General features: G+C 69.6%; 28 protein-coding genes and 1 pseudogene. 5 read left to right on the top strand and 24 right to left on the bottom strand.

The features are described 5' to 3' along the window. Positions 1-53: 53 nt before the first annotated feature. The 15 genes from NJ4_RS08410 to NJ4_RS08340 form a co-directional block, all read right to left on the bottom strand. Positions 54-599 carry a MerR family transcriptional regulator gene (locus NJ4_RS08410; RefSeq protein WP_067432983.1) on the bottom strand — a complete coding sequence of 182 codons (546 nt, stop codon included), beginning with the start codon at positions 597-599 and terminating at the stop codon, positions 54-56. A 263-nt stretch (positions 600-862) separates the two neighbouring features. Further along, positions 863-1,333 (bottom strand): bifunctional nuclease family protein, encoded by a 471-nt coding sequence (locus NJ4_RS08405; RefSeq protein ID WP_067432980.1) that lies wholly within the window; start codon positions 1,331-1,333, stop codon positions 863-865. Between the two features lie 69 nt (positions 1,334-1,402). Next, complete coding sequence (gene ftsR / locus NJ4_RS08400) at positions 1,403-2,095, bottom strand: transcriptional regulator FtsR (RefSeq protein ID WP_067432977.1); 693 nt, start codon at positions 2,093-2,095, stop codon at positions 1,403-1,405. Between the two features lie 36 nt (positions 2,096-2,131). Beyond that, positions 2,132-2,659: an FHA domain-containing protein gene (locus NJ4_RS08395; protein WP_067432974.1), complete on the bottom strand. Its 528-nt coding sequence runs from the start codon at positions 2,657-2,659 to the stop codon at positions 2,132-2,134. A 66-nt stretch (positions 2,660-2,725) separates the two neighbouring features. Beyond that, positions 2,726-3,112, bottom strand: coding sequence for a glycine cleavage system protein GcvH (gene gcvH, locus NJ4_RS08390; RefSeq protein WP_067432971.1), 387 nt, complete (start codon positions 3,110-3,112; stop codon positions 2,726-2,728). Between the two features lie 56 nt (positions 3,113-3,168). Continuing rightward, positions 3,169-3,924: a DUF881 domain-containing protein gene (locus NJ4_RS08385; RefSeq protein ID WP_067432968.1), complete on the bottom strand. Its 756-nt coding sequence runs from the start codon at positions 3,922-3,924 to the stop codon at positions 3,169-3,171. Further along, on the bottom strand, positions 3,917-4,249 hold the full coding sequence (locus NJ4_RS08380) for a small basic family protein (RefSeq protein WP_067432965.1): 333 nt from the start codon (positions 4,247-4,249) through the stop codon (positions 3,917-3,919). Before NJ4_RS08380 ends, NJ4_RS08385 begins: the two co-directional genes overlap by 8 nt. After that, positions 4,246-5,124, bottom strand: a complete 879-nt coding sequence (locus NJ4_RS08375) for a DUF881 domain-containing protein (RefSeq protein ID WP_067432962.1) — start codon at positions 5,122-5,124, stop codon at positions 4,246-4,248. The genes NJ4_RS08380 and NJ4_RS08375 overlap by 4 nt, the downstream gene beginning before the upstream one ends. After that, positions 5,117-5,716 (bottom strand): CDP-alcohol phosphatidyltransferase family protein, encoded by a 600-nt coding sequence (locus NJ4_RS08370; protein WP_067432959.1) that lies wholly within the window; start codon positions 5,714-5,716, stop codon positions 5,117-5,119. Before NJ4_RS08370 ends, NJ4_RS08375 begins: the two co-directional genes overlap by 8 nt. Positions 5,717-5,759: 43 nt before the next feature. Further along, positions 5,760-6,815 carry a hemolysin family protein gene (locus NJ4_RS08365; RefSeq protein ID WP_067432956.1) on the bottom strand — a complete coding sequence of 352 codons (1,056 nt, stop codon included), beginning with the start codon at positions 6,813-6,815 and terminating at the stop codon, positions 5,760-5,762. Next, a complete protein-coding gene (locus tag NJ4_RS08360; protein WP_067432951.1) occupies positions 6,808-8,163 on the bottom strand; it encodes a hemolysin family protein in 1,356 nt (451 codons plus the stop codon). Before NJ4_RS08360 ends, NJ4_RS08365 begins: the two co-directional genes overlap by 8 nt. Positions 8,164-8,302: 139 nt before the next feature. After that, positions 8,303-8,623 (bottom strand): hypothetical protein, encoded by a 321-nt coding sequence (locus tag NJ4_RS08355; protein ID WP_157550945.1) that lies wholly within the window; start codon positions 8,621-8,623, stop codon positions 8,303-8,305. Positions 8,624-8,691: 68 nt separating this feature from the next. After that, on the bottom strand, positions 8,692-9,168 hold the full coding sequence (locus NJ4_RS08350; RefSeq protein ID WP_157550942.1) for a hypothetical protein: 477 nt from the start codon (positions 9,166-9,168) through the stop codon (positions 8,692-8,694). A gap of 96 nt (positions 9,169-9,264) precedes the next feature. Beyond that, positions 9,265-12,519: a fused isobutyryl-CoA mutase/GTPase IcmF gene (gene icmF, locus NJ4_RS08345; RefSeq protein ID WP_245644508.1), complete on the bottom strand. Its 3,255-nt coding sequence runs from the start codon at positions 12,517-12,519 to the stop codon at positions 9,265-9,267. An 86-nt stretch (positions 12,520-12,605) separates the two neighbouring features. Further along, positions 12,606-13,361, bottom strand: a complete 756-nt coding sequence (locus NJ4_RS08340) for a helical backbone metal receptor (RefSeq protein WP_067432940.1) — start codon at positions 13,359-13,361, stop codon at positions 12,606-12,608. A 56-nt stretch (positions 13,362-13,417) separates the two neighbouring features. Here NJ4_RS08340 and NJ4_RS08335 point away from each other — a divergent pair, with 56 nt between their 5' ends. Continuing rightward, positions 13,418-14,680: an SLC13 family permease gene (locus NJ4_RS08335; protein ID WP_217996802.1), complete on the top strand. Its 1,263-nt coding sequence runs from the start codon at positions 13,418-13,420 to the stop codon at positions 14,678-14,680. Between the two features lie 14 nt (positions 14,681-14,694). Here NJ4_RS08335 and NJ4_RS08330 read toward each other — a convergent pair whose 3' ends face one another. Genes NJ4_RS08330 through NJ4_RS08320 form a run of 3 tightly spaced genes read right to left on the bottom strand, consistent with a single transcriptional unit; the run spans position 14,695 to position 16,873 of the window. Next, complete coding sequence (locus NJ4_RS08330) at positions 14,695-15,843, bottom strand: NAD(P)/FAD-dependent oxidoreductase (protein ID WP_067432938.1); 1,149 nt, start codon at positions 15,841-15,843, stop codon at positions 14,695-14,697. Next, on the bottom strand, positions 15,840-16,442 hold the full coding sequence (gene folE, locus NJ4_RS08325; protein ID WP_067432936.1) for a GTP cyclohydrolase I: 603 nt from the start codon (positions 16,440-16,442) through the stop codon (positions 15,840-15,842). Before folE ends, NJ4_RS08330 begins: the two co-directional genes overlap by 4 nt. Continuing rightward, positions 16,439-16,873: a hypothetical protein gene (locus tag NJ4_RS08320; RefSeq protein ID WP_067432934.1), complete on the bottom strand. Its 435-nt coding sequence runs from the start codon at positions 16,871-16,873 to the stop codon at positions 16,439-16,441. Before NJ4_RS08320 ends, folE begins: the two co-directional genes overlap by 4 nt. Before the next feature lie 93 nt (positions 16,874-16,966). Here NJ4_RS08320 and NJ4_RS08315 point away from each other — a divergent pair, with 93 nt between their 5' ends. The 3 genes from NJ4_RS08315 (at position 16,967) to NJ4_RS08305 (ending at position 19,848) form a co-directional block, all read left to right on the top strand. After that, entirely contained in the window at positions 16,967-17,638 is a 672-nt protein-coding gene (locus tag NJ4_RS08315) for a helix-turn-helix transcriptional regulator (RefSeq protein WP_067432932.1), read from the top strand. An 81-nt stretch (positions 17,639-17,719) separates the two neighbouring features. Beyond that, positions 17,720-18,277 carry a DUF4232 domain-containing protein gene (locus NJ4_RS08310; protein WP_067432930.1) on the top strand — a complete coding sequence of 186 codons (558 nt, stop codon included), beginning with the start codon at positions 17,720-17,722 and terminating at the stop codon, positions 18,275-18,277. 53 nt (positions 18,278-18,330) lie between these two features. Then, positions 18,331-19,848, top strand: coding sequence for an ATP-dependent DNA ligase (locus NJ4_RS08305; protein WP_067432927.1), 1,518 nt, complete (start codon positions 18,331-18,333; stop codon positions 19,846-19,848). A 1-nt stretch (position 19,849) separates the two neighbouring features. Here NJ4_RS08305 and ligD read toward each other — a convergent pair whose 3' ends face one another. Beyond that, positions 19,850-20,812: a non-homologous end-joining DNA ligase gene (gene ligD / locus NJ4_RS08300; RefSeq protein ID WP_067432924.1), complete on the bottom strand. Its 963-nt coding sequence runs from the start codon at positions 20,810-20,812 to the stop codon at positions 19,850-19,852. 264 nt (positions 20,813-21,076) lie between these two features. Between ligD and NJ4_RS08295 the strand changes: the two genes are divergently transcribed. After that, entirely contained in the window at positions 21,077-21,964 is an 888-nt protein-coding gene (locus NJ4_RS08295; protein ID WP_067432921.1) for a hypothetical protein, read from the top strand. A gap of 17 nt (positions 21,965-21,981) precedes the next feature. On the opposite strand, the gene NJ4_RS08290 is transcribed toward NJ4_RS08295, so the two are convergent. From NJ4_RS08290 to NJ4_RS25945, 5 genes and pseudogenes are all read right to left on the bottom strand, one after another. Continuing rightward, positions 21,982-23,427 (bottom strand): RsmB/NOP family class I SAM-dependent RNA methyltransferase, encoded by a 1,446-nt coding sequence (locus NJ4_RS08290; RefSeq protein ID WP_067432918.1) that lies wholly within the window; start codon positions 23,425-23,427, stop codon positions 21,982-21,984. After that, positions 23,420-23,848, bottom strand: a complete 429-nt coding sequence (locus NJ4_RS08285) for an MmcQ/YjbR family DNA-binding protein (protein ID WP_217996801.1) — start codon at positions 23,846-23,848, stop codon at positions 23,420-23,422. Before NJ4_RS08285 ends, NJ4_RS08290 begins: the two co-directional genes overlap by 8 nt. Positions 23,849-23,868: 20 nt before the next feature. Continuing rightward, complete coding sequence (gene fmt / locus NJ4_RS08280; protein WP_067432912.1) at positions 23,869-24,801, bottom strand: methionyl-tRNA formyltransferase; 933 nt, start codon at positions 24,799-24,801, stop codon at positions 23,869-23,871. Continuing rightward, complete coding sequence (def, locus tag NJ4_RS08275; RefSeq protein ID WP_067432909.1) at positions 24,801-25,346, bottom strand: peptide deformylase; 546 nt, start codon at positions 25,344-25,346, stop codon at positions 24,801-24,803. The genes fmt and def overlap by 1 nt, the downstream gene beginning before the upstream one ends. 85 nt (positions 25,347-25,431) lie before the next feature. Further along, positions 25,432-25,827, bottom strand: a pseudogene (locus tag NJ4_RS25945) (primosome assembly protein PriA); the annotation flags it as partial.

Raw genomic sequence — 25,827 nt, 5'->3', positions numbered from 1 at the left:
CCCGCCACATCGAGTGTGGCGGGCCGGACCGGAGGGTGTGGGATCGGGCTGGATCAGCCGATCTTGCGGGCCGCGCGTCGGGCGGCGAGTTCGTCGGCGGCGCTGGACTCCGCTGCCGGGTCGGCGGCGGCGCGCTCGCTCGGCAGCTCGGCCAGCGATCCTTCGATCTCGCGCCACACCCCGCCGATGGCGATGCCGAAGACACCCTGGCCGCCCTGGAGAAGGTCGATGACCTCGTCATTGCTGGTGCACTCGTAGACCGTGGCGCCGTCGCTCATCAGGGTCACGCGGGTCAGGTCGTCGGTGCCGCGCTCGCGCAGGTGCTGGACCGCGGTGCGGATCTGCTGCAGCGAGATGCCCGCGTCGAGCAGTCGCTTGATCACCTTGAGGATCAAGATGTCGCGGAAGCTGTAGAGGCGCTGGGTGCCGGAACCGGTCGCGCCGCGCACCGTGGGCTCCACGAGACCGGTGCGCGCCCAGTAGTCGAGCTGGCGGTAGGTGATGCCGGCAGCGTTGCACGCCGTCGGCCCGCGGTAGCCCTGGTCACTGGGCAGCGGCGAGACGTCATCGGTGAAGAGCAGTCCCTGCTCGTCGGCCATGCCGGCTGCCACCTCGTGTTCGGCGGAATGCTTGTCCGCCGATCCGGTTTCGTTTACTCCCACGTCGACCCTCCGGTCAGATACTTCATTCAGCGTAACTCCTGGGGGGAAGGTCCGCCGGATCGGCCAGGCTGACGAGCAGTCGGGACAACCACAACGGTGGAGTTACAACGAAGACACTCCAAGGTAAGCCTCCACCTGAGGGTGGTCAATCTGCGCGGCCGCGTGTCGCAACCTTAAACCTCAGATTGAGGGTGAGGGTTTCAGCCCTCGTTCTCGAAGTCCTCCGGCGTCACGTGGTCGAGGAACTCGCGGAAACGCTCCACCTCGTCCTCCTGCTCCTCGGGAACGGCGAGCCCGGCCTCTTCGAGCACTTCCTCCGAGCACACGATCCGCGTGCCGGTGCGCAGGGCCAGCGCGATCGAGTCGGAGGGGCGGGCGCTGACCTCGAGACCGGACTCGAACGCCAGCACGGCATAGAACACGCCGCCCTGCATCTCGGTGATCCGCACCTCGGAGAGCGGGTTGCCGGTCTCCTCGAGAATGGTCTTGAGCAGATCGTGGGTCAACGGCCGCGGAGGGACGACCCCCTGCTGGGCGAAGGCGATCGCGGTCGCCTCGACTGCGCCGATCCAGATCGGGAGGTAGCGCTCCCCCGTCACTTCCCGGAGCAGGACGATCGGCTGGTTCGACGGCATCTCGACCCTGACTCCGATGACATCCACTTCACGCATGCGGCAACCCTACTCGCCCGACGACGAGGGCCGCACAGCGTGCAGCTTCCGGGCGGGCTCAGCAGCCGATCAGGCCTGGAGACCGGCCTTGACCAACGTGGCGTGCAGCTTGACCGAGAGCGCCGCGATCTCGGCGACGGCCTCTTCGGCGCGAGCCTCGGCGGCGGCATCGCGCCCGCGACGCAAGGGTGAGACGACCTGTTCGACCAGGCCAACCTCGCGGTCCGCGGCGGTCTTGAAGGCACGCAGGTGGCGCGGCTCGAACCCGAAGCCGGCCAGCTCGGAGGCGGTCTTGGCGACCACGAGGTCGTCGGCGTCGAAGTGACCCGTGCGGCTGGCCTTGACCAGTCCGTAGGTCTCGAGCTGGGTGAGGAGCTCCTCGTCGACCTCGGCGACCTTGAGCAGCTCGCGTCGCGAGATGCGCAGGTCCGAGGTGGCCCGGAACGAGTCGACGGACGGGTGCCCGTCGCCGGCCAGGGCGACCTGCGGAACCCGCGGGCCGACCTCTTCGATGGCCGGCGGCTCGAGGCCGCGGTCCATCGCGTCGAGGTGCTCCCCGATGACCTTCAGGGGAAGGTAGTGGTCACGCTGCATCCGCAACACGTAGCGCAGGCGCTCGACGTCGGCATGGGAGAACTTGCGGTAGCCGGCCGACGTGCGCTCGGGATCGATCAGGCCCTTGTCCTCGAGGAAGCGGATCTTCGAGTGGGAGATGCCGGGGAAGTCGGGGCTCAGTTGGGAGAGCACCTCCCCGATGTTCATCCGCCGACGCGATGAAGCTGCGGGCGTAGCCACCGCTCAGCCGTTCACGGGCTCGTGGCCGGCGAAGAAGACCAGGCGGTACTTGCCGATCTGCACCTCGTCACCGTCCTGCAAGGTGACCTCGTCGATGCGGTCGCGGTTGACGTAGGTGCCGTTGAGGCTGCCGACGTCGGAGACCGTGTAGCCACCTTCGGCCCGACGGAACTCGGCATGTCGCCGCGAGACCGTCACGTCGTCGAGGAAGATCTCGCTCTCGGGGTGGCGCCCGGCGCTGACCAGGTCGGTGTCGAGCAGGAATCGCGAACCGGCACTCGGGCCCCGCTGGACCACCAGGAGGGCGTGCCCCACGGGCAGCGCGTCGACCGCTGCCGACTCGGCCGGATTGAGGGAACGCTCGTCGGCCTCGGCCTTCTCGGGCGCACCGAAGGTGATCGTCGCGGTCGACTCCACCGCGCTCTCCCCGGCAGGCTCCTGCGACTGTTCGGTGACCAACCGGTGGCCGCACTGGGCACAGAACCGTGCGTCCTCTGGGTTCTGCTTGCCACAGCTAGTGCAGAACGGCATGTACGACCCTCCCGGTTGCTCCAAGAACCCTCAACACGCAGTCGAGGTTGACTGTTGCCAAACCTATCAGTCGACCAAGGTGGACTGGTATGCCTCGGCATTCATCAGTGCCTCGAGCTCGGCCGGGTCACCCAGGGTGACCTCGAAGAGCCAGCCGTCGCCGTACGGGTCGGAGTTGACCAGCTCGGGAGTCGCGTCCAGTGCCTCGTTGCGTGCCACCACCTCGCCGCTGATCGGCGAGTAGATGTCGCTGACCGACTTGGTCGACTCGAGCTCGCCGACGGTGCTGCCCGCCACGATCGACTCGCCCAGCTCGGGCAGGGAGGCGTAGACGATGTCGCCGAGGGCGTCCTGGGCGAAGTGGGTGATGCCGATGCGCACCGAGCCCGCGGTCTCGCCGGGCTGGCGCACCCACTCGTGCTCGGTGCTGTACTTGAGGTCCTCGGGGTACACGGTGTCTCCCTGTTGTCGCGATGGTGGTGGATGGCGGGTGCCGTTGGGTCGGCAGGCTACTGCTCGTCGCGCGGCTGTGCGAAGTCCCCCTCCGAGGAGTCCACGATGCTCTCGACGTCGACGGTGTCCAGCTCCTCGAAGGTGACCGTGCCGCCCTCCTCCTCGACCTGCTCGGTCGGGCCGTCGGGGAAGTCCAGCGAGCCGGCAAGAGTGCGCGGCTCGCCGATCACATCGATGACGTACGGCGCTTCCAACAGCTGGCCGTCGATCTCGATGCCGACCGCGGTCTCCTCGATGGAGGTCTGCGCGATCACCCGGACGCGATCGTTGAACTCCATCACCTCGGCGCCTGCCGCCCGCAGTTCCTGCATGGCGTCGAGCAGCGTGTTGGCCGCGACCCGACCGTCGTCGTCGGTGATGGTGATGCGCACTCCGGGACCGGTCGCGGGCAGCGTCCCGGCCAGGATGCCGTAGACGTCGGTGTCCTTGCGGGCCTGGTCGAGGGCGGCCTCACGGCTCGATGACTCGTCCTGCAGGTCGTCGCGCAGGTCGGAGAGCCGGTCGATCTCGTTCTCGGCGCGCTGCTGGCTGGCGGAGAGTCCGTCGAAGACCCGGATCAGGTCGGCCTGACGCAGCCCCGTGTAGTCGTCGTCGCGCTCGTTGTTCTGGACCTGGGTCATGGCCGCGAAGCCGACGGCGGCCAGGAGCACGGCGACCAGTGCCTGGCCACGCGAGGGCCGGCCCAGGAACGCCTTGCGGATCCGGTCGCGACCGGCTGCGGGGACCTTGTCGGGTGGGTTCTGGTCAGGCATGGAAGACGTGCCGCCTGATCGCTGCCACGTTGGAGAAGATACGGATGCCGAGCACCACGATCACGCCGGTCGACAGCTGCCCACCGACCCCGAACTTGTCGCCCAGGAAGACGATCGCCGCGGCAATGACGATGTTGCTGAAGAAGGAGACGACGAACACCTTGTCGTCGAAGATCCCGTCGAGGTAGGCGCGCAGGCCACCGAAGACGGCGTCCAGGGCGGCGACCACCGCGATCGGCAGATAGGGCTCGAGCCACAACGGCACGTCGGGCTGCAGGATGAGTCCTGCCACGATCCCGACGAGCAGTCCGAGAGCTGCGATCACGGGGTGGCCTCCTTGTTGTTGACGGGTGGGGTCGCCGCGACCCGGGCCGAGCGCAGCAGCGCCGGCCGGCTCGCCGGCAGGGTGACGTCGGACGAGGTGTTCTTGATCTCGAAGACGAAACCGAAGTTGTTGCGCAGAGCCAGCCACTCGAGCCCGGGTCGGGACTCCGCGAACAGCGACTGCAAGGTGTTGGGATCGCCGATGGCCAGGACTTCGTACGGCGGCTTGAGGGGTTGCGCCTTGATGTGGATCGCCTTGCCCACACTCCGAATGCTGCTGATCGTGGTGAGGCGGTGGCCGTTCACGGAGATGGCCTCGGCACCGGCAACCCAGAGCGCGTCGACGAGCAGGGAGAGATCCTCGTCGCGGACCCGACCGTCATCGCTGCCGTCGGGCGAGTTGTCGACCACGATCCGCACGCCGGGGCCACGCACCGCGGCGTACCCGCTGGCTCCGCGTGCCTGCAGCAGCCGCTCGTCGAGCGTCGACCCCTGGCCGGTCAGGGTCTGCACACGGTCGCTCAGGTCGTTGTTGTCCTCGCGCAGGTCACTGATCGCGCTCTGCGCATCCTTGAGGTCGGCGCGTTCGAGGCTGATCTGCCGAATCAGCTCCTGGCGCCCTTCCTCGGTGGTGGCCGCCTCGCGGGAGGTCTGCACCGCGGCAATGACGATCATCAGTCCGAACAGGGCCACCACCACGGCCGCGTTGCGGGTGACCCGTCGCCCCGCCTTGGGCTCCCCCGCTCGCTTGCGCCTGTCGGCGACGTGCTGGTAGTCGCCGTCGAGGCTCTGCTTGGTGATCAGGCTGAGCAGAGGCAGGGTCACGTGCTCCGGCAGCGCCTGCCGGGGCCGGGCGGGGCGGGACTGGTCAGACATCGGGCACCGGGGCTCTCCGGTCGGTCTCCTTCAGCAGCTTGCGCACCTGCCAGGCATAGAGGACCCCGGCCCACCAGTAGAGCCCGATCCCCCAGATCGCGAACGCCCAGCCGAACACGTCGGCCAACGTGGCCAGGGTGCTCTCGCCATCACCGAGCAGTAGGAGCGGAAAGGCGTAGAGCAGGTTGAACGTCGCGGCCTTGCCCAGGAAGTGCACGGGCAGGGCGCTGTAGCCGCGGGTGCGCAGGAACGGGACCAGCCCCCACAGGAACAGGTCCCGCAGGGGCAGCAGCAGGGCCAGCCACCAGGGGATGATGTCGCGCATGGCCAGACCGATGACCACGGCCAGGATGTAGAGGCGGTCGGCCACCGGGTCCAGGATCTCGCCCAGGGCGGAGCGCTGGTCGAGCTTGCGGGCCAGGAACCCGTCGAGCCAGTCGGTCAGACCCGACACCATCAGCACGGCGAGAGCCCAGCCGTCGGCCTCGGGCCCCAGGACCAACCAGAGGAACAGCGGGACTCCGAGGAGCCGCGCCAGGCTCAGGATGTTGGGCACCGTCCAGACACGCTTGGTGCGCTGCTCGTCCTGCACGTCGGTGTGACCATCTCTCGCCGGTTGTTCTGCCGCAGACACCCTAACTGCCGGTGGTCTCCTCGAGGTGCGCCGCGTCGCGGATCTCTCCGACGAGTTCCTCGAGCACGTCCTCCATCGTCGCCAGCCCGACGGTGACGCCCTCGCCGTCGACGACGCGGGCCATGTGGGCACCCTTGCGCTGGAGCGTCTCCAGCGCATCGTGCAGTACGTCGCCGGGCTGCACACTGGCGAAGGCGTGGATCCACTTGTCGTCGATCACGCGGGAACGCCGGGCGGGGTCGGTCTCCAGGACGTCCTTGATGTGGAGGTAGCCGATCGGGTGCCCGGTGTCATCGACGATCGGGAACCGCGAGAAGCCGGTGGCCGCGCAGAGGTCTTCCACGTCGGCCGCCGTACAACCCCGGGGCAGCGTGCTGAGGCTGTCCATCGGCATCAGCACCGACTCCATGGTCCGCTCGGTGAAGCCCAGGGCCCCGGCGAGCCGGTCGTACTCCTCATCGGCCAGCAGCCCTTCGCCGCGGGACTCCTCGACCAGTGCCGCGACCTCTTCGCGGGTGAATGTGGAGGACACCTCGTCCTTGGGCTCGACCCGGAGCATCCGCAGGGTGACATTGGCAATCGCATTGAGTGCCACGATGACGGGCCGCAGCACAGCCACGATGCCCATCATCGGCGGGCCGAGGAGGATGGCGGCGCGGTCGGGGCCGGCCAGGGCGATGTTCTTGGGAACCATCTCCCCGAGCACGACATGGAGGTAGACCACGATGCCCATGGCCACCACGAACGAGATCGGGTGCAGCAGGTCGTCGGGCACGTGCAGGGCGTGGAAGCCCGGCTCCAGCAGGTGGGCCACGGCCGGCTCACCGACGGCACCGAGGCCGAGGGAGCACATCGTGATGCCGAGTTGGGCCGCGGCCATCACGAGGGAGACGTTCTCCATCGCGCGCAGCGTCGTGCGGGCCATCGTGGACCCGGCCTGCGCGCGGGGCTCGATCTGGGTGCGCCGGGCGGAGACGAGGGCGAACTCGGCGCCCACGAAGAACGCGTTGAGAAGCAGCAGGACGAGGGCGAGCAGGACGGCGGTGTAGTCACCCATGGTGGACCTCCTCCGTGCGCACGGAGAGGCGGATGCGGTCCACCCGGAGCCCGTCCATGTGCTCCACCTTCAGCACCGCGGTCTTGCGCGGCAGCTCCTCGTCCTCGTCGTCGAGCTCGACCGGGAGCATCACCTCGGCCACGTCGCCAGCGACCGGGATGCGACCCAGCTCGCGGAGCACGAGCCCGGCGATGGTGTCGTAGTCCTCGTTCGCGGGCAGGTCGATGCCGGTGACGTCCTCGACCTCGTCAGGACGCAGCAGGCCGCTCAGCGACCAGGTGCCGTCCCGGCGCTGACGCACCCGGGCACCCAGGCGATCGTGCTCGTCGGAGATGTCGCCGACGATCTCCTCGACGACGTCCTCGAGGGTGACGATGCCGGCCTGGCCGCCGTACTCGTCGAGCACGACTGCCATCTGGAACCCGTCGCGCCGCAACAGGGCCAGCAGGGGGTCGAGCTTGAGGGAGTCGGGCACCACGATCGGCTTGACCATGATGTGCTTGATGCGGGTCGTGGCCCGCTCGTGGAGCGGGAGGGCGACTGCGTGCTTGACGTGCACGGTGCCGACCACGGCATCCGCGTCGTCGAGCACCGGGAATCGGGAGTGCCCCGTCGAGCGGGCCAGCTCGATCACCGCGGCGGCCCGGTCAGTCGCCTCCACGCTGGTCGTGCGAACGCGCGGGGTCATGATCTCGGAAGCCGTGCGGGTGCCGAACTCCACCGAGCGCTCCATCAGCTCGGCGGTGTCCGGGTCGAGGGTCCCTTGGTCAGCGGAGCGGGCGATCAACGACGCCAGCTCGTTGGTGCTGCGCGCCGAGCGCAGCTCCTCCTGGGGTTCGATGCCCAACCGGCGGACGAGCGTGTTCGCCGACCCGTTCAGCAGCCGGATCGGCAGCTTCATCGCGGTCGTGAAGCCGCGCTGCAGCGGTGCAGTCGCGCGTGCCGTGGCCAGCGGGCTGGCGATCGCGAGGTTCTTCGGAACCAGCTCACCGAAGATCATCGTCATTGCGGTGCTCACCGCGAGGGCGATGCCGATCGCGGTCGGGTGGACGGCACCGTCGGGCAGGCCGAGGGCCCCGAGTGGGTCCCGGATGAGCTCCGCGATCGCCGGCTCGGACAGGAAGCCGATCGCCAGGTTCGTCACCGTGATGCCGACCTGGGCACCCGAGAGCTGCGTGGAGAGCGAGCGCAACGCCTTCTGCACGCCGATCGCACCGGCGTCACCGGCCGCCGCCGCCTTGTCGACCGCGTTGCGGTCGACGGTGACCAAGGCAAACTCGGCCGCCACGAACACCCCGCAGGCTGCCACGAGGACGAGGGCGAGACCGAGGAGCAACCAGGCGGTCATCGTGGCTCTCCCCCGAATCGATCGGGATCAATGAGCTGGGGACTTTGAGAACCGTCCATGAGGAGGTGCGTCAGCTGCTTTCCAAGTGGGGGGCGGACGCGGATCAGCGTACCGAAGCCGACCACACGATCGCCAACCGTCAGCCGGTGGCGGTCGAGGAGCGCGGCACCAGCAATGCTGTCGCAACCGACCACAGGCCGGCCACCACCACTGCCGCCAGTCCCGGCCAGGCCAGGACCGTCAGCCACTGTTCGGCGCGGGCGGTTGCCGCCACCAGGCTGACCAGGTGCAGCACCACCGCCGCGGTCCACGGCCAGGCCGAGTGTCGTACGACGACCGCGGCCGCCAACAAGAGGACGGGCGTGAGCAGCACCGCGGCGTACCACCAGGCGTAGCCGTCGGCGTCCAGACGCCGGAGCGTCGAGAGCACACCGGCCGGTTCACCGCCGACACGCAACACGATCGCGCTGACCAGTGCCGAACCGGCGATGGTCAGCGCAGCCGAGGTGCGGAACTGGCGTCGAACGTCTACGGCTGCTGCCCCTCGACCGTGTCGAGGTCCACGTCCGCGATGCAGGAGCGGTCACCGTCGCGATCGACCTCGATGTCGGCGACCCCGTAGCCGTCCTTCAAGGCGCCGTCGTCGCTCCAGATCGTCAACGTGAACGAGCCCGTCTCGTCGCCCTTGACGTCGGAGACCTCGAAGTGCACCTCGGGGTCATCGGTGCCGGCCTCGTCCTTGCCGGCAACGAGCACGCCGTCCAGCCGATCGCGCTGCTCGTCGGTCGGCGGCTCGCACAGCAGGTCGATGCCCGCATCGACATCGAGATCCTCACCGGCCTCGGCGGCCGCGTCGGCGACCTCTTGCACGGAGTCGGCGTCCCCACCGGTGACGGCCATGACGACCACCGCCGTACCGATCAGCACCACCAGGATGCCGACCAGCACGAGGGCGATCTTGCGAAGATCGGGCTGGCCCGCGCCCGGGGTCACGTTGTCAGTCATGAACGACATTGTGCCCTGCGGACGCCCGCCTCCACCTCACACGTTCTGGAGCTGTGCTCGGACCGGCGGTGCTCGCCTCCGGCACCCACCTCGACCTCACACGTTGCGCCGGTACTGGCCACCCACCTCGAAGAAGGCCTCGGTCACCTGCTGCAGCGAGCACACCCGGGCCGCGTCCATCAGGACTGCGAAGACGTTCTCGCCGCCGATCGCGGCCTCCTTGAGCCGGGCGATCGCCCGGTCGGCCTCACTGGAGTGTGTCTTCTGGAAGGCCTGCACCCGGTCGAGCTGCGACTTCTTCTCGGCCTCGGTGGCGCGGGCCAGCTCGACGGTGTGCTCCTCCTCGCCGGCGCTCACGGGGCGACGGAACGTGTTCACGCCGATGATCGGCAGCGAACCGTCGTGCTTGCGGTGCTCGTAGAGCATCGACTCGTCCTGGATCCGGCCACGCTGGTAGCCGGTCTCCATCGCGCCGAGCACTCCCCCGCGCTCGTTGATCCGGTCGAACTCCTCGAGCACGGCCGCCTCGACGAGATCGGTGAGCTCGTCGATGATGAAGGAGCCCTGGAGCTGGTTCTCGTTCATCGAGAGGCCCCACTCCTTGTTGATGATCATCTGGATGGCCAGCGCCCGACGCACGGACTCCTCGGACGGGGTGGTGACCGCTTCGTCGAAGGCATTGGTGTGCAGCGAGTTGGCGTTGTCGTTGATCGCGATCAGCGCCTGGAGCGTCGTACGGATGTCGTTGAAGTCCATCTCCTGCGCGTGCAGGGAGCGACCGCTGGTCTGCACGTGGTACTTCAGCTTCTGCGAGCGCTCGTTGGCGCCGTACTTCTCCTTCATCGCCACCGCCCAGATCCGGCGGGCGACGCGGCCGATCACGGAGTACTCCGGGTCCATGCCGTTGGAGAAGAAGAACGACAGGTTCGGCGCGAAGTCGTCGATGTCCATGCCGCGCGCGAGGTAGGCCTCGACGTAGGTGAAGCCGTTGGCCAGGGTGAACGCGAGCTGGCTGATCGGGTTCGCCCCGGCCTCGGCGATGTGGTAGCCGGAGATCGAGACGGAGTAGAAGTTGCGGACCTGGTTCTGGATGAACCACTCCTGGATGTCGGCCATCATCCGCAGGCTGAACTCGGTGGAGAACAGGCAGGTGTTCTGCCCCTGGTCCTCCTTGAGGATGTCGGCCTGCACGGTGCCACGCACGTTGGCCAGGGCGTACGCCGCGAGGGTGGCACTCTCCTCCTGGTTCGGCTCCCTCTCGTGCTCGTCGCGGAACTTGTCGACCTGCTGGTCGATGACCGTGTTGAGGAAGAACGCGAGCACCGTCGGCGCCGGCCCGTTGATCGTCATGCTGACGCTGGTGGACGGCGCGACCAGGTCGAAGCCGTCGTACAGGACCTTCATGTCGTCGAGCGTGGCGACCGAGACACCGGAGGTGCCCACCTTGCCGTAGACGTCGGGGCGCAGGTCGGGGTCCCGGCCGTAGAGGGTCACCGAGTCGAACGCGGTGGAGAGGCGGGTGGCCTCGCCCTCGTGGCTGAGGATCTTGAACCGGCGGTTGGTGCGGGCCGGGTCGCCCTCGCCGGCGAACATGCGGGCCGGGTCCTCACCGTCACGCTTGAACGGGAAGACGCCAGCGGTGAAGGGGAAGAACCCGGGCAGGTTCTCCTTGCGCCAGTAGCGCACCAGCTCGCCGTGGTCGTCGTACTTCGGGAGTGAGACGCGGCGGATCTTGTTGCCGGACAAGGACTCCTTGGTGAGCTTGGTGTGCAGCTCCTTGTCCCGGATCTTGATGACCTGTTCGTCACCGGAGTAGGACTCGACGACCTTCGGCCAGTTCTCGATCTGGTCGAGGACGTCGTGGGGAACCTGCTTGCGGGCGCCCTCGAGCAGCTCGGGCACGCCGCCCGCCTCGGCCTTCGCCTCCGCCAGGGCAGCCTGGACGGCCTCGACCTGCTGCAGCTTGCGCGCTGCGACGACGAGGTCCTCGGTGTCGGCGTGGTAGCCGCGGACGGTCTCGGTGATCTCGGCCAGGTAGCGCACCCGCTGGGTCGGCACCACCTGGGCGATGCCCGAGGAGTGGCGTACGTCGACCCGGGGCAGCACGCCCTCGGCGACGGGGAGACCGTGCTCACCGAGCGCGGCCAGCAGGTGCTGGTAGAGCGCGGTGACGCCGTCATCGTTGAACGTGGCGGCGGAGGTGCCGAAGACCGGCATCTCCTCGGGCTTCTTGCCGAACGCCTCCTTGTTGCGGACCAGCTGACGCCCGACGTCGCGCAGCGCGTCCATGGCGCCGCGGCGCTCGAACTTGTTGATCGCCACGGTGTCGGCGAAGTCGAGCATGTCGATCTTCTCGAGCTGGGAGGCGGCACCGAACTCGGGCGTCATGACATACATCGACTCGTCGACGAACGGCAGGATGCCGGCATCGCCCTGTCCGATGCCGGGCGTCTCGACGATGACCAGGTCGAAGCCGGCCGCCTTGACGACGGTGATCACGTCGGCCAGGCCGTCGGGGATCTCGTGGCTCCCGCGGGTGGCGAGCGAGCGGAACATGGTGCGTTCACCGTCGAGGGCGTTCATGCGGATGCGGTCCCCCAGAAGGGCGCCGCCACCGCGGCGGCGGGTCGGGTCGACCGCGATCACGGCGACCCGGAGCTTGTCCTCCTGGTCGACGCGGAACCGGCGAACCAGCTCATCGGTGAGGCTGGACTTGCCCGAGCCGCCGGTGCCGGTGATGCCGAGGACCGGCACGACCCGGGAGGCGGCGGCCTCCTTGAGGTTGGACAGGACGTCGGCCGGCAGCTCGCCGAGCTCGGCGCCGGTCAGGGCACGGGCCACCGCGAAACGGTCGCCGGAGATGACGGCGTCAGCCTTGACGCCTCCGGACTTCCAGAGGTCGACGTCGCAGGCCTGGATCATCGTGTTGATCATGCCGACCAGGCCCAGGCGCTGGCCGTCCTCGGGCGAGAAGATGACCACGCCAGACTTCTTCAGGCGGGCGATCTCTTCGGGGACGATGACGCCGCCGCCACCGCCGTACACCTTGATGTGGCCGGCGCCGCGCTCACGCAGCGACTCGACGAGATATTCGAAGTACTCCACGTGCCCGCCCTGGTAGGACGAGACGGCGACGCCCTGCACGTCCTCCTCGATGGCGGCCTCGACCACCTCGAGCACCGAACGGTTGTGGCCCAGGTGGATCACCTCGGCGCCCTGGCTCTGCAGGATGCGGCGCATGATGTTGATCGAGGCGTCGTGACCGTCGAAGAGGCTCGAGGCGGTCACGAACCGAACCGGGTTCACGGGCCTGTGGAGTTCGGGCTTGTGCAGGTCGGTCGAAGTGCTCACGTTTCGGCTCCAGAACAGAGAAGGTTGGACGTCCTAGTTAAATAGTAGGACGTCCTAGCAACTGTGCAAAGTCACCGTGGTGCGGCTCACACGAGTCGAGCGAGCTCGGCGTGGGCCTGCACCAGGGACGGGCCGTACCAGGTGAGCAGCCGGCCGCTGACCAGCTGGGTCCTGGATCGCGCGAACGCCTCAGGTCCGTCGTCCGCGGTGAAGACATAGGGCTCGTCAGGCAGCAGCACGACCCCGGGCTTGCGTGCTTCGATGTCGGCCACGCTCACCGCCGGGTAGCGCTCGGCGTGGTCGTCGTACACGTTGATGAGACCGATGCGCCGCAGCACGTCGCCGGTGAAGGTCCGCGAGCCGACCACCATCCACGGGTCCCGCCAGATCGCCACCGCGGCGGTGCCGACCGGCTCGGGCGTCTCACTCCCCCACAGGTGCCGGGCCTCGACCAGCCAGGCGGGCAGGTCGAGGGACTGGGCGTCGGTGAACAGACGCTCCATGCTGGTCAGCGCCTGTGGCACCGACTCGGTGACCGTGACCCAGACCGCGATGCCACGCTCCCGGAGCCGGCGTACGTCGAGCTCGCGATTCTCCTCCTGGTTGGCGATCACCAGGTCGGGCTCGAGCTCCGCGATCGCGGTGAGGTTCGGGTTCTTGGTGCCGCGCACGCGTGCCACGTCGAGGCCCGCCGGGTGAGTGCACCAGTCGGTGGCGCCGACGAGCACGTCGGGCGCGGACGTGGCCAGCGCCTCGGTCAGTGAGGGGACCAGCGAGACCACGCGTCGCGCGGGTTGCGTGAGGGGGACCTCGTGGTCCAGGTCGTCGAGTAGGGGCGACATGGACGCGAGACTAGTGGGCGGTGCCGCCGGCGATCACCGGCGTCTACCCTTCGTCAGTGCCGGTGATCGTCGTGGACCTCGTGGGGGTCGCGTGTCTCGTGGCCCTGCTGGCAGTGGCGTTCCTGCACCCCCGCGGCCGCTACGAGCTGCTCGCGGGAGTCTCCTGCACCGGTGCCGTCCTCGCCGTCGGTGCCGTCTCGTTCACCGGCGTCGGCGACCAGGTCCGGAGCCTCTTGCCGGTCGTACTCTTCCTCGCGGCGATCCTCGTGGTCGCCGAGCTGTGCGCCGTCGAAGGTCTCTTCGTGGCCGTGGGCCAGCGGGTACGCCGAGCCGGCCGGGCCAGGCCGCGCAGGCTCGTGGCCCTGACGTTCGTGGTGGCGTCGGTGGTCACGGCCGTGCTCAGCCTGGACGCCACCGTGGTGCTGCTGACCCCGGTCATCGCTGCTGCGGCCGCCGGCACCGGTGCGCAACGCGCGGGAATGCACGCGTGCGTCCGGCTGGCCAACTCGGCCTCACTGCTGTTGCCGGTGTCGAACCTGACGAACCTGCTCGCGCTCCCCCATCTGGACGTCTCGTTCACCGACTGGGTGCTGCTGATGGCGCCGGTGTGGATCGTCGTGATCCTGGTCGAGTACGCCGGCGTGCTGCTGGTCTTCCCGGAGGCGCGGCGGCGTTCGTCGTTCGGCGAGCCGCCGAACCGGGCGGAGCTGCTCCGCATGCCGCTGGTTCCACTGGTCACCGTCGTTGCGATGCTGGCCGGCTTCGCCGCGGGCTCGGCCGTCGACCTCGACCCGTTCTGGGTCGCGGGGGCGGCCGCGCTCGTGCTGGTCGCGCACGCACTGTCACGACGAGCCACTCGCGGGCTGGCCGTGGTCCATGCCGCGCATCTGCCGTTCGCGGTGTTCGTGCTGTGCCTGGGCGTGGTGGTTCTGGCGGTCACCGATTCGTTCCTGGGCGAGGCGGTGGCCGGGCTCATCCCGTCCAGCGACGGGCTGGCCGCGATGCTGCTGATCGCCGCCCTCGCCACCGCCCTGGCCAACCTGGTCAACAACCTGCCCGCCACCTTGCTGCTGGTCCCGCTCGTCGCGGCGCTCGGGCCCGTCGCCGTGCTGGCAGCCCTGATCGGCCTGAACGTCGGCTCCGGGCTGACCTACACGGGGTCGCTGGCCAATCTGTTGTGGCGTCGCACGTTGCGCCGTGGCGGACAGGTAGCCGACGGTCGCCTGTTCCATCTGCACGCGCTGGCGGTCACCCCCGTGGCCGTGCTGACGGCGACGGTGGTGCTGTGGGGCTGGGTCCGCGTCACGGGGCTGGCGTGACGTGAACGCGCGGGTCAGACCGTCGTGCCGACCCTGGCCTTGATCGCATCTGTGGCGTCCCAGTCGTTCACGTGCATGCCGGCCACCACCAGTCCGTCACGCACCCAGTAGGCGCGGAACGTCCCCGTCGCGGGATCGCCTTCGACCTGGACGTCGGTGTAGCCGTCGGGACCCACGCTGCCGACGTACTCCATGCCCAGGTCGTACTGGTCGGTGAAGAAGTAGGGCAGCCGTTCGTAGTCACCGTCCTCACCCAGCATGGCCCGGGCCGCGTGCTGGCCCTGTCCGATGGCGGTGTCCCAGTGCTCGACGCGGATCCGTCGCCCGAGCACGGGGTGCAGGTGGTTGGCCACGTCGCCGGCTGCGAACACGCGTGGGTCGGAGGTGCGCAGGCCTTCGTCGACCAGGACGCCGTTGTCGACGGCGAGGTCGGCCGCCCGGGCCAGGTCGTCGACCGGCTCGACTCCGACTCCGACCACGATCAGGTCGGAGGCGACACTCTCGCCGTCCGCGAGGTGCACCGTGCCGTCGGCGTCGATGCCGGTCACGCTCGCAGAGAGGCGCAGATCCACGCCGTGCGAGCGGTGCAGCTCGGCGAAGTGCTCGGCCACCTCCGGTCCGAGAACGCGGAGCAGCGGCAGCTCAAGCGATTCCACGACGGTCACGTCGGTGCCTGCCTCACGAGCCGCGGCCGCCACCTCGAGGCCGATCCATCCCCCGCCGATGATCACCAGCCGTCGCCCCGGCCCGAAGGACGCCTTGATCGCGGCGCTGTCCTCGAGAGTGCGCAGGTAGGCGACCGATGCGCCACTGTCGTCAGCCAGCGCGAGGTGACGCGGACGGGAGCCGGTGGCCAGCAGCAGCCGATCGAACTCGATGCTCTCCTCGCCGACCAGCACCACACCTGCCTCGAGGTCGATCGAGTCGACTGCGGACGACGTACGCAGGGTGACGCCGTGTTCGTCGTACCAGCTGCGCGGCAGGACCGTGGCGGCGTCGGCATCGTCCTTGCCGAGCAGGATGCCCTTGGAGAGCGGCGGTCGCTCGTAGGGCAGGTGGTCCTCCCCGGCGAGCACGGTGATGGGCCCGTCGTGCCCCCGCTCACGGAGCTCCTCGGTTGCCTTCGCGGCAGCGAGTCCGCCACCGACGATCACGATGTTCATCGACGATCCTTTCGGGTCAGGGTGAGGAATTCGGCACGTCCGGAGGGGTCGTCCCGCAACCGGCCGGACAGTGCCGAGGTCACCGTGCGTGCGCCGGAGACCCGGGCGCCGCGCAGGCTCATGCAGGTGTGCTCGGCTTCGATCACCACGCCTACTCCTTTCGGCGACAAGGCACGGTGCAGGTGGTCGGCGACTTCTTGCGTCAGTCGTTCCTGAGTCTGGGCCCTGCGCGCGTGGAACTCAACGAGTCGGGCGAACTTGGAGAGCCCCAGGATGCGCTCGTCGGGCAGGTAGCCGACGTGGGCCACGCCCCAGAACGGCAGCATGTGGTGCTCGCACAACGACTGCACCGGGATGTCCTGCACCAGCACGAGCTCGTCATACCCCTGGGTGTTGGCGAAGGTGGTCAGGTCGAAGTCACGGGGACGGAGCATCTCGAGATAGGCATCGACCATCCGTCGCGGCGTCTCTGCCATGGCCTCGGACTCGAGGGGAAGCCCGAGGGCGGCGAGGAGACGGGCGCAAGCCTCCTCAGCCACCCCCGGGTCGATGTCGCCCGCGGCATGCGTGATGCGCGGACGCAGTGGAGTCGCGGTCATCGGCCGGCCGAGGTGCTGGCCTGGTGACGCGCCTGGGCCAGCAACGCCAGGGCCAGCGCAGCGACGAGGAGACCGAAGTCGCGCAGGGCCACGTCGTAGTACTCCCCCATGGTGAGGAGGTTCACGATGATGCCGGCCAACCAGGTCGCCACCAGCAGCGCGCCGAAGCGCGGGGCGAGGGCCACGGCCAGCCCGGCAACGATCTCGATGACACCGACCAGCATCATGGCCTGGTGTGCCGATCCGGGCACGATGTCGTTGATCCAGGGCGCGAGGTACGCCTCCCAGTCGGTGAGGATCTCGGCGAACTTGTCGAGACCGAACGCGATCGGCGCAATGGTGAACACGGTGCGAAGCAGGAAGAAAGCACGCTCCACCGGCGCGTTCCGGCCCAGGCCGGTGATCGCGGCGGAAGACTGCTGGGTAGTCATGAGAGACCTCCAAGTTTCTAAAGAAGAGTAATTTCGACTTTAGACCTCCCCTTCACGTATAGTCAATAGTGTTCTCTTTTAGAAAGGTGCGTCGTGGACCTCGCCTCCCAGGCTTCAGGAATCGGTGCCCTCGCCGAGCCGGTTCGCCGCGCGCTCTACGAGTACGTCGTCAGCCAGGCGGAGCCGGTCAGCCGGGAGCAGGCCGCGACCGCGGTCGGCGTACCCGTGCACACGGCGAAGTTCCACCTCGACAAGCTGGTCGACGAGGAGCTGCTGGCCACGGAGTTCCGACGCCTCGGCGGGCGCAGCGGACCGGGCGCCGGACGGCCGAGCAAGCTCTACCTGCGCGGGGAGCGCGAGTTCGCCGTCTCCCTGCCCGACCGTCGCTACGACGTGGTCGGACACATCCTCGCCGCTGCCGTCGAGCAGGCGGCTGCCGGCACGCCACTCGAGGACGCCCTGGGAGACGCGGCCACCGCACACGGTCGCGCCGACGGGGTCGCGATCACGCGCGCACACGTCGACCAGCTGGACGGGGTCAGGGACGCGCTCACCGAACACGGCTACGAGGCACGGCGCGAGGAAGACACGGTGCTGCTGGCCAACTGCCCCTTCGACGCGTTGGCCAAGGAGCACACCGCTCTGGTCTGTGGACTCAACCGCGACTACGTGCAGGGGCTGGCCGAGGGCATGGGCTGCACGGAGGTGGAGGCGCGGCTCGAGCCTCATGACGGACTCTGCTGCGTCCGGACCCGGCGGCGCTGAGGATATTCGGTACAACCCGATTCGCCCGGGCCGCGTCCTACGTGTGTTGGACAAGATTCCGAACTCCGGAAGGACACGGTCATGAAGCTTCTCACCCGCATGGCGGCGACAGCTGCCGCACTCTCCTGCCTCGCCCTGGCGGCACCCGGCCAGCTGGTCGGCGCGTCGGCCGCGGCTTCGTCGAGCCCCATCACGACCCCCACAGGCCGCGCGGCGATCCCGGCCTGCACCAACGCCAGCCTGCACGCCGACTACCGCTACAGCGACAGCGCGGCCGGCAGCGTCTACGGCAAGATCCGCATCACCAACGTCTCGCGCCACGCCTGTCACACCGGCGGCTACGGCGGCGTCTCGTACGTCGGCGACGGTGACGGCACCCAGATCGGTCACGCGGCGATCCGCGTGAACCGGGCTGCCGTGCGCTCGTATGTCCTCCGCCCCGGCCAGCGACTGGTCAGCACGCTGCAGATGGCCAGGGCCGGCAACTACTCGACGTCGACCTGTCGACCGGCCCGGGTGGACGGCTTCCGGGTCTACGTGCCGAACGCCTACCGCTCGCAGTTCGTCGCGCACCGCACGATCGGCTGCCGCAACACCGCTGTCCACCTCCTGTGGCAGCGGCCCTACCACCGCCCCTGAGCCCGCCGGCGCCGAGCGCCCCGGCTGTCGGCGCACTCGGGCATGCTGGTCACATGCAGCTCGCACGAGTGATCGCCACGTCGGCGGCGGTGGCCGCCACCCGGTCCCGCAACGAGAAGGTGGCCGCGCTCTCCGCCACCCTGCGTGAGGCCGCGGAGTCGGGTGCACCGGTCGAGGTGGTCACCGACTATCTCGCCGGGGTGCTCCCCCAGCGCCGCATCGGAGTCGGCTGGCGGGGCATGGCTCAGCTCCCCGAGCCGGCCGATTCGCCGTCGCTCCTGGTCACCGAGGTCGACGCCGCGCTCACCGCGATCGGCGTGCTGTCCGGGCAGGGCTCGACGGCCCAGCGCGGCACGGCTGTCGCCGACCTCTTCGGCCGGGCCACCGTCGACGAGCAGGCCTGGTTGCGCGGCCTGATCACCGGAGAGATGCGCCAGGGCGCGGGCGACGGCGTGATCTTGAAGGCGATCGCGGTCGCTGCCGAGGTCGACGAGGCGGCCGTCCGCCGTGCCGTGATGCTGGCCGGCTTCGCAGGGCCGGTGGCCGCTGCGGCACTGTCCGGCGGCAGCGCCGCGCTCGACGAGGTGCAGCTCGAGGTCGGTCGCCCGCTGCGCCCGATGCTGGCCGGTTCCGCACCCGACGTCGCCACGGCTCTCGTCGACGGCGATGAGGTGGCCCTCGACTCGAAGCTCGACGGCATCCGCATCCAGGCCCACCTCGACCACGGCGTCGTGCGCCTGTTCACCCGCACCCTCGACGACGTCACCGACCGGCTGCCCGAGGTGGTCGACGCGGTCACCGCTCTCTCGGCCGAGACCGCGGTGCTCGACGGCGAGCTGATCGCCGAGGCCGACGGACGACCCCAGCCGTTCCAGGTCACCGGGTCACGCACGATGAGCAGCGCGGACCCGGCCCGGTTGCGCAGCGAGATCCCCCTGTCGACGTACTTCTTCGACCTGCTGCACCTCGACGGCCGCGATCTCGTCGACGCTCCTGCGCGCGAGCGATGGCGCCTCTTGTCGGCGGTGGCGCCGGCCCATGTCGTCCCCCGGCTGCTGACCTCGGAGGTCGCCGAGGCCGAGCAGTTCTTCGCCGACCGGCTCGCCGCGGGCCACGAGGGGGTCGTGGTCAAGGACCCGCAGGCGCCGTACGCCGCCGGGCGCCGTGGCGCGGGCTGGGTGAAGGTCAAGCCCCGGCACACGCTCGACCTGGTCGTGCTGGCCGTCGAGTGGGGCAGCGGGCGGCGACGCGGCTGGCTGTCCAACATCCACCTCGGTGCGCGTGATGCCGAGACGGGCGAGCTGGTCATGCTGGGCAAGACGTTCAAGGGGATGACCGACGAGATGCTGGCCTGGCAGACCGAGCGGTTCCTCGGGCTCGAGACGCACCGCGAGGGACACGTCGTGTTCGTGCGGCCGGAGCAGGTCGTGGAGATCGCCTTCGACGGAGTGCAGAGATCGTCGCGCTATCCGGGTGGTGTGGCCCTGCGGTTCGCGCGCGTGTTGCGTTACCGCGACGACAAGCCAGTCGGCGAGATCGACACGGTCGGGCAGGTGCGCGGGCTCCTCTGAGTCACGCGTCGGGCTCGGCGGGGGTCTCCTTGCCCTCACGCTCGTCGCGGTCGGCCCACTCCCGCAACACCTCGATGTCGAAGACGTGGTCGTCGATGTCGGCGTGCAGGTCGCCGATTTCCGCGAAGCGCGCGGGCATCGTCTGGATGGTGAAGTCGTCGGGCTCGACCTCGCCGATCTCGTCCCACGTCACCGGGGCCGAGACGCGGGCCTCCGGCACACCGCGCACGGAGTAGGCCGCGGCGATCGTGTGGTCGCGGGCGTTCTGGTTGTAGTCGACGAAGAGGTGGTGCGGGTCGCGGTCCTTGCGCCACCACGTGGTGGTCACGTCGTCGGGCATCCGGCGCTCGACCTCGCGCGCGAAGGCCAACGCTGCCCGGCGTACCTCCTTGTGGCCGTGGTCGGGACGGATCCGCACGTAGACGTGCAGGCCGGACCCACCGCTGGTCTTCGGGAACCCGGTGGCGCCGAGCTCGTCGAGGATCTCGTGCGCGACCCCGGCCACCCGCTGGACCTGCGACCAGTCCGACAGCGGACCGGGGTCGAGGTCGATGCGCCACTCGTCGGGCTTCTCGGTGTCCTCGCGGCGACTGTTCCACGGGTGGAACTCGACGGTCGACATCTGTACCGCCCAGATCACGTGGGCCAGCTCGGTCACGCAGAGCTCGTCGGCGGTCCGGTTCCACCGCGGGAAGTGCAGCTGCACGGTCTCGACCCAGGGCGGTGCTCCCTGCGGGATCCGCTTCTGGTGCACCTTGTCGCCGGCCAGGCCCTTCGGGAAGCGGTGCAGCATGCACGGCCGTTCGAAGAGGGCGTTGACGATGCCCGGGCCGACGGCGAGGTAGTACTCCACCAGGTCGAGCTTGGTCGCACCGAGCTCCGGGAAGTAGACGCGCTCGGGGTTGCTGACCCGCACGACGCGGTCGTCGACCTCGAGCTCGACTGCGGGCGATGAGGAGGCCATGCCCACAACGTAGCGTCCGGCAGCCCCGAGGCGTCGCAGAAATACTTCGGTGCGGACCGGCACGTGATCGGGTGGCCGACACGTCAAGGGGGTGTGAAGGAAAATAGGACGGGCCCCGGGACCGTCGAGTTCGAGCAGTTCGGCCGTGCGACGGGCCAGTGTCTCCACCGTGCGGCGATGCTGCGACCGGCGACCATCACCTGGCCGAGGACCTGACCCAGGCGACGTACTCCCGGCTCCGCCACCACCTCGTGAAGGAAGACCATGACGCACTCCGACGACCACGACCTGAGCACCCGCATGCACGACTCGCTCGCCGGTGCCTCCCTCGACACCCTCGTCGACGTGGCCACGCACGCCGACACCCGCATCCGCCGTCGTCGTACCGTCGGCACCTGCCTCGCTGCCGCGGCCTGTGTCAGCGTCCTTGCTGTCGGCGCGACGGAACTCGGGCTGCCGGGTGGTGGATCCGGGAACGGCGCGGTGGCCTCGGCCCCCAGCGAGACCTCGACGCCGTCACCCTCCACGCCGTCGCCCACCGTCAGCCCGGTGGTCCGCACCCGCACTCTCACCGCGGCCCTGGTCGCGACGGTGTCCGACCTGGTGCCCGGGACGACCACGGCGTACGGCGGCCAGGACGATCACCTGATCCTCTCCTACGTGAACCGGACCCAGGCTGAGGGGAACGGCGCCTTCGACTTCACGCCCACCGCCACCGGCGATGCCGGACGCGTCTTCGTCGGGTTCCAGCCGACCGCGCCCAACCCCACCCTGTTCACGTGTCGGCGGCAGAGCGGCAAGTACTCCGACGACGTCGGCTCATGCACACGCACCGTGACCGACGGCGGGAGCACGGTGATCACGTTCGAGGAGCAGGTCCCGCAGGTCGACGGCAGCACCCTGGTGATCCGCACCGCCGACGCGCTGCAGGCCGACGGCTCCCGGGTGACCATCCAGGCCAGCAACTCGGTCGAGCCCAGTGACGGCGCCAAGGGCCGGCAGGTGTTCACCGTGGAGGGCCACCCCGGACTCACCCTGGCGCAACTACGCACCCTGGCCGGCCAGGACGGGTGGAGCCTCCAGGGCATCGAGCAGTACGCCGACGCCGGCAAGGCACTCGTGCCGTTCGATGACTTCTCCCAGCAGAACTGATCAGCCGGAGGAGCTGATCAACGCCTGCGCAGCAGGGCCAGGAACATCGCGTCCGTCTGGTGTCGGTGCGGCCACAGCTGCACGGTCCCCGGCATCGGGCCGCCCACGTCGTCGAGGTGCACGCCCGGCACCGATCCGAGGATCGCGGGGGCGTCGAGGAGCTCGACGTCGTCGCGGGTGGCGAGCAGGTGCTCCACCACCTCACGGGTCTCGGCCATCACCGGCGAGCATGTGACGTAGCCGACGACTCCCCCGGCGCGCGTGGCGGTGACCGCCTGCTCGAGCAAGGCCCGCTGCAGCGGCACGAGGGCGGCGACGTCTTCCGGCGTACGCCGCCAGCGGGACTCCGGGCGTCGGCGCAGGGCACCCAGGCCCGAGCACGGCACGTCGACCAGCACCCGGTCGAACGTGCCCGGAGCCCAGGCCGGTCGGGTGCCGTCGGCGACCACGATGCCGGCCATGCCCGCTGCGACCTGTGCAGTTGCGCGTCGCACCAGTCCGGCCCGGTGCTCCTGTCGCTCGGAGGCCAGCAGTCGGGCACTGCGGCCGGCGGCCACTGCAGCCACCAGCGCGGACTTGCCACCCGGCCCGGCACACGCGTCGAGCCAGCGTTCGTCGCGACCCTCGACGGGAGCCGCGGCCCAGGCCAGCGCGACAGCCTGGGATCCCTCGTCCTGGACCCCGGCGCGGCCCTGTGCCACGGCCTCGACCGCTCCGGGGTCGCCTCCGGGCAGCGCCACGGCGTACGGCGTACGCCCGGTCGCCTCGCCACCTACGGCCGTGAGCTCGTCGACGGTCACCAGACCGGGACGGGCGACGAGAGTCACCTTGGGCGAGGCGTTGTCGGCGGCCAGCAGGGCGTCGAGCTCATCGCGCCGTTTGCCTGCGGCGAGGGCGTGGCCGAGCTGCTCGACCACCCAGCGCGGGTGCGAGTGCGCGATCGTGGCGAAGCCGAGGGCGTCAGCGGGTGCGAGCAGGCGGATCCACTCGTCGAGGTCGTGCTCGATGACGCGACGCAGCACGGCGTTCGTGAACCCCGCCGGGCCCTGGCCGACGCGGGCGCGGACCAGGTCGACCGTGGTGCTGATCGCGGCGTGGGTCGGCACCCGCATCGACAGCAGCTGGTGGGTGCCGAGCCGCAGCGCGTCGAGCACCTTGGCCTCGACCTTCGGGCGGTCGAGACAGGCGCGGATGATCGCGTCGTAGGTGCCCTGCCGGCGGATCGTCCCCGAGACCAGTTCGGTCACGAACGCGGCATCCCGGCCACTCAGCCCCTGCTCGGCCAGGACGTGAGGGAGAACCAGGTTGGTGTAGGCGTCCTCGAGGCGGACCAGCTTCAGCACGTCGTAGGCGGCTGCCCTGGGTGCGTCGACCTTCGACGTGGGGGCCGGAGGGCGACCGCCGGAGCTGGTGGTCGGACGCCGCCCACCACGTGCACCGCCACCGCGGCGCGGGTCAGCCATCCGTGGACCGCTCGGCGAAGAACTCCTTGGCCAGCCGCTTGGGGGCCTTGGCCGCCCAGGCGTCGGTGATGATCTCCGTCAGCTCGTCGAGGTCGATCTCGCCGAGGCGCGACTCCTGCACCAGCACCGCCCGGAAACCGTTGAAGTGCTCGATGGTGAAGAACGGGAGGCGCTCGTCGGCGATGAGTGCCTCCTTGTCCTCCAGGGTCTGGGTGTGGATCACCAGCAGGTCGTCGTACATCTCGCCGGTCTCGGGGTCGACGGCGGTCTTGTGCGGCATGCGGTAGAGCAGGAACCCCTTGCCCTTCTCGCCCCTGGGCACCTTGAACGTCGGCCGGTCACCCCACGACGTGCCGAACTCGACCTGAGGCAGGGCGTTGCAGATCAGGGCGATGTCGTCGGGAGTGGCCATCCGCGTCATGGCATCGACGGTAGCCGTCGTCACGCGTCGCCGAAACGGGTGCCGGGTTCGAGCCGGACGCCGCGGGCCCAGTCGGCTGCGTTCATCAGCTTCTTCCCGAATGCCTTGACCTCGCCCAGCTTCACCGGGTCGGTGCCGGTGCCGACGTGCACGGAGTTCTTGCCGACCGCGAGCACGCCGGGGGCCAGCGGCTCGTGGGCGGCATCGATGGTGACCGGGCCGATCTTGATCCGCTGCTCCTCGTGGGTCGACCAGGCACCAGGGCCGGGCGTGCAGGCGCGGACTCGGCGGTCGACGCGAACGGCTGGCTCGGTCCAGTCGATGGCGGCGTCCCCGACCAGGATCTTCGGCGCGATGCTCACACCCTCGTCGGGCTGCTCGCGAGCCTCGAGCTGGCCGTCGGCGATGCCGTCGAGGGTGGCCACCAGCAGACCCGCGCCACCGTCGGCCAGCCGACCGAGGAGGTCGCCGGCGGTGTCGGTGGGCCGGATGGTCTCGGTCATCACCCCGAAGACGGGGCCGGCGTCGAGCGCCTTGACGATGCGGAACGTGGTGGCGCCGGTCATCTGGTCGCCGGCCCAGATGGAGTGCTGCACCGGCGCCGCACCGCGCCAGGCGGGCAGCAACGAGAAGTGCAGGTTGATCCAGCCGTGCTCGGGGATGTCGAGGGCCGACTGGGGCAGGAGTGCGCCGTACGCCACCACGGGGCAGCAGTCGGGCTCCAGGGCCTTGAGTGCCGTCTGGAAGTCCGCGTCGCGCGGGTGCTCGGGCTTGAGCACCGGGATGCCGAGCTCCTCGGCGCGCTGGGCGACCGGCGAGGCGACCAGCTTGCGGCCGCGCCCGGCCGGAGCATCGGGGCGGGTCACCACGCCGACCAGCTCGTGGGGGCTGGCCGCGATCGCGTCCAGGGCAGGTACGGCGACCTCGGGAGTGCCGGCGAAGACGACGCGCATCAGAGACCGAATCCGTTCGTGGCGTGGGGCGAGACCTTGACCTTCGGTTTCTCGAGGCCGAACCACTCGGACTCCCGGATCGTGCGCATGGCGTGCTTGCGTGCCTCGGCGTCGAGCTTGTCGATGAACAACACACCGTCGAGGTGGTCGGTCTCGTGCTGGAGCGCGCGGGCCAACAGCTCGGAGCCCTCGATCGTCACCGGCTCGCCGTGCATGGTGAATCCGGAGGCCACCACGGACATCGCCCGGCGGCAGTCGTAGGTCAGCTCGGGCAGCGACAGACAGCCCTCAGGGCCGAACTGGGTCTCGTCGGAGAGGTCGAGCACGGGGTTCACCAGGTGGCCGAGCTCACCGTCGACATACCAGGTGAAGACACGGACGCCCACACCGATCTGAGGAGCCGCAAGACCGGCACCGGGAGCCTCGAGCATGGTGTCGGTCAGGTCTGCGACGAGATTGCGCAGCTCCTTGTCGAACGTGGTGACCTCGAGCGCGCGGCTGCGCAGGATCGGGTCACCGAAGAGTCGGATGGGCTGGATGGCCACGGTTCTCCTAGCTGTTGAATGCGCGGGCCAGTCTAGACGCGGCCGCTTCGAGGGCCGGGATCGTCGGGCCCTGTCGAGGTGAGGGTCACAGTCCGGGTGGGTCGACCTGCACCCGGACTGCGTCGAGCTTGCGGGCCGAGCGGAGCCGCTGCAGCTCGCCGAGAGCCTGGCTCAGGTCGGCCCCGTGGGCCCGGGGGACTCGGAGCACGACCCTGGACTCGACCTTCGTGACTGACTGCGGCCCCGGTGGGCCGGTCACCTCGATCGGGCCGAGGAGCTCGGCGCCCTCGGGTCGTCGCAACAGGGTCAGGGCGTCGTCGAGGGCACCGGCAGAGCCGGTGATCGTGGCCATCCGGCTGGCCGGCGGCAGGTGCGCCGAGCGCCGCTCCGCCATCTCGCGGCGTGCGAAGCCGCCCGGGTCCCAGCGGACCAGGGCCTGGAGGGTCGGCTCGGCGGGGTCGCCGACCGCGACCACCCTTCC

This window comes from Nocardioides jensenii JCM 1364 = NBRC 14755, from assembly GCF_001552535.1.
GTDB classification, from domain to species: domain Bacteria; phylum Actinomycetota; class Actinomycetes; order Propionibacteriales; family Nocardioidaceae; genus Nocardioides; species Nocardioides jensenii.
The sequence above is the reverse complement of the archived record's forward strand: the minus strand, read 5'-3'. Positions and strand labels throughout refer to the sequence as shown.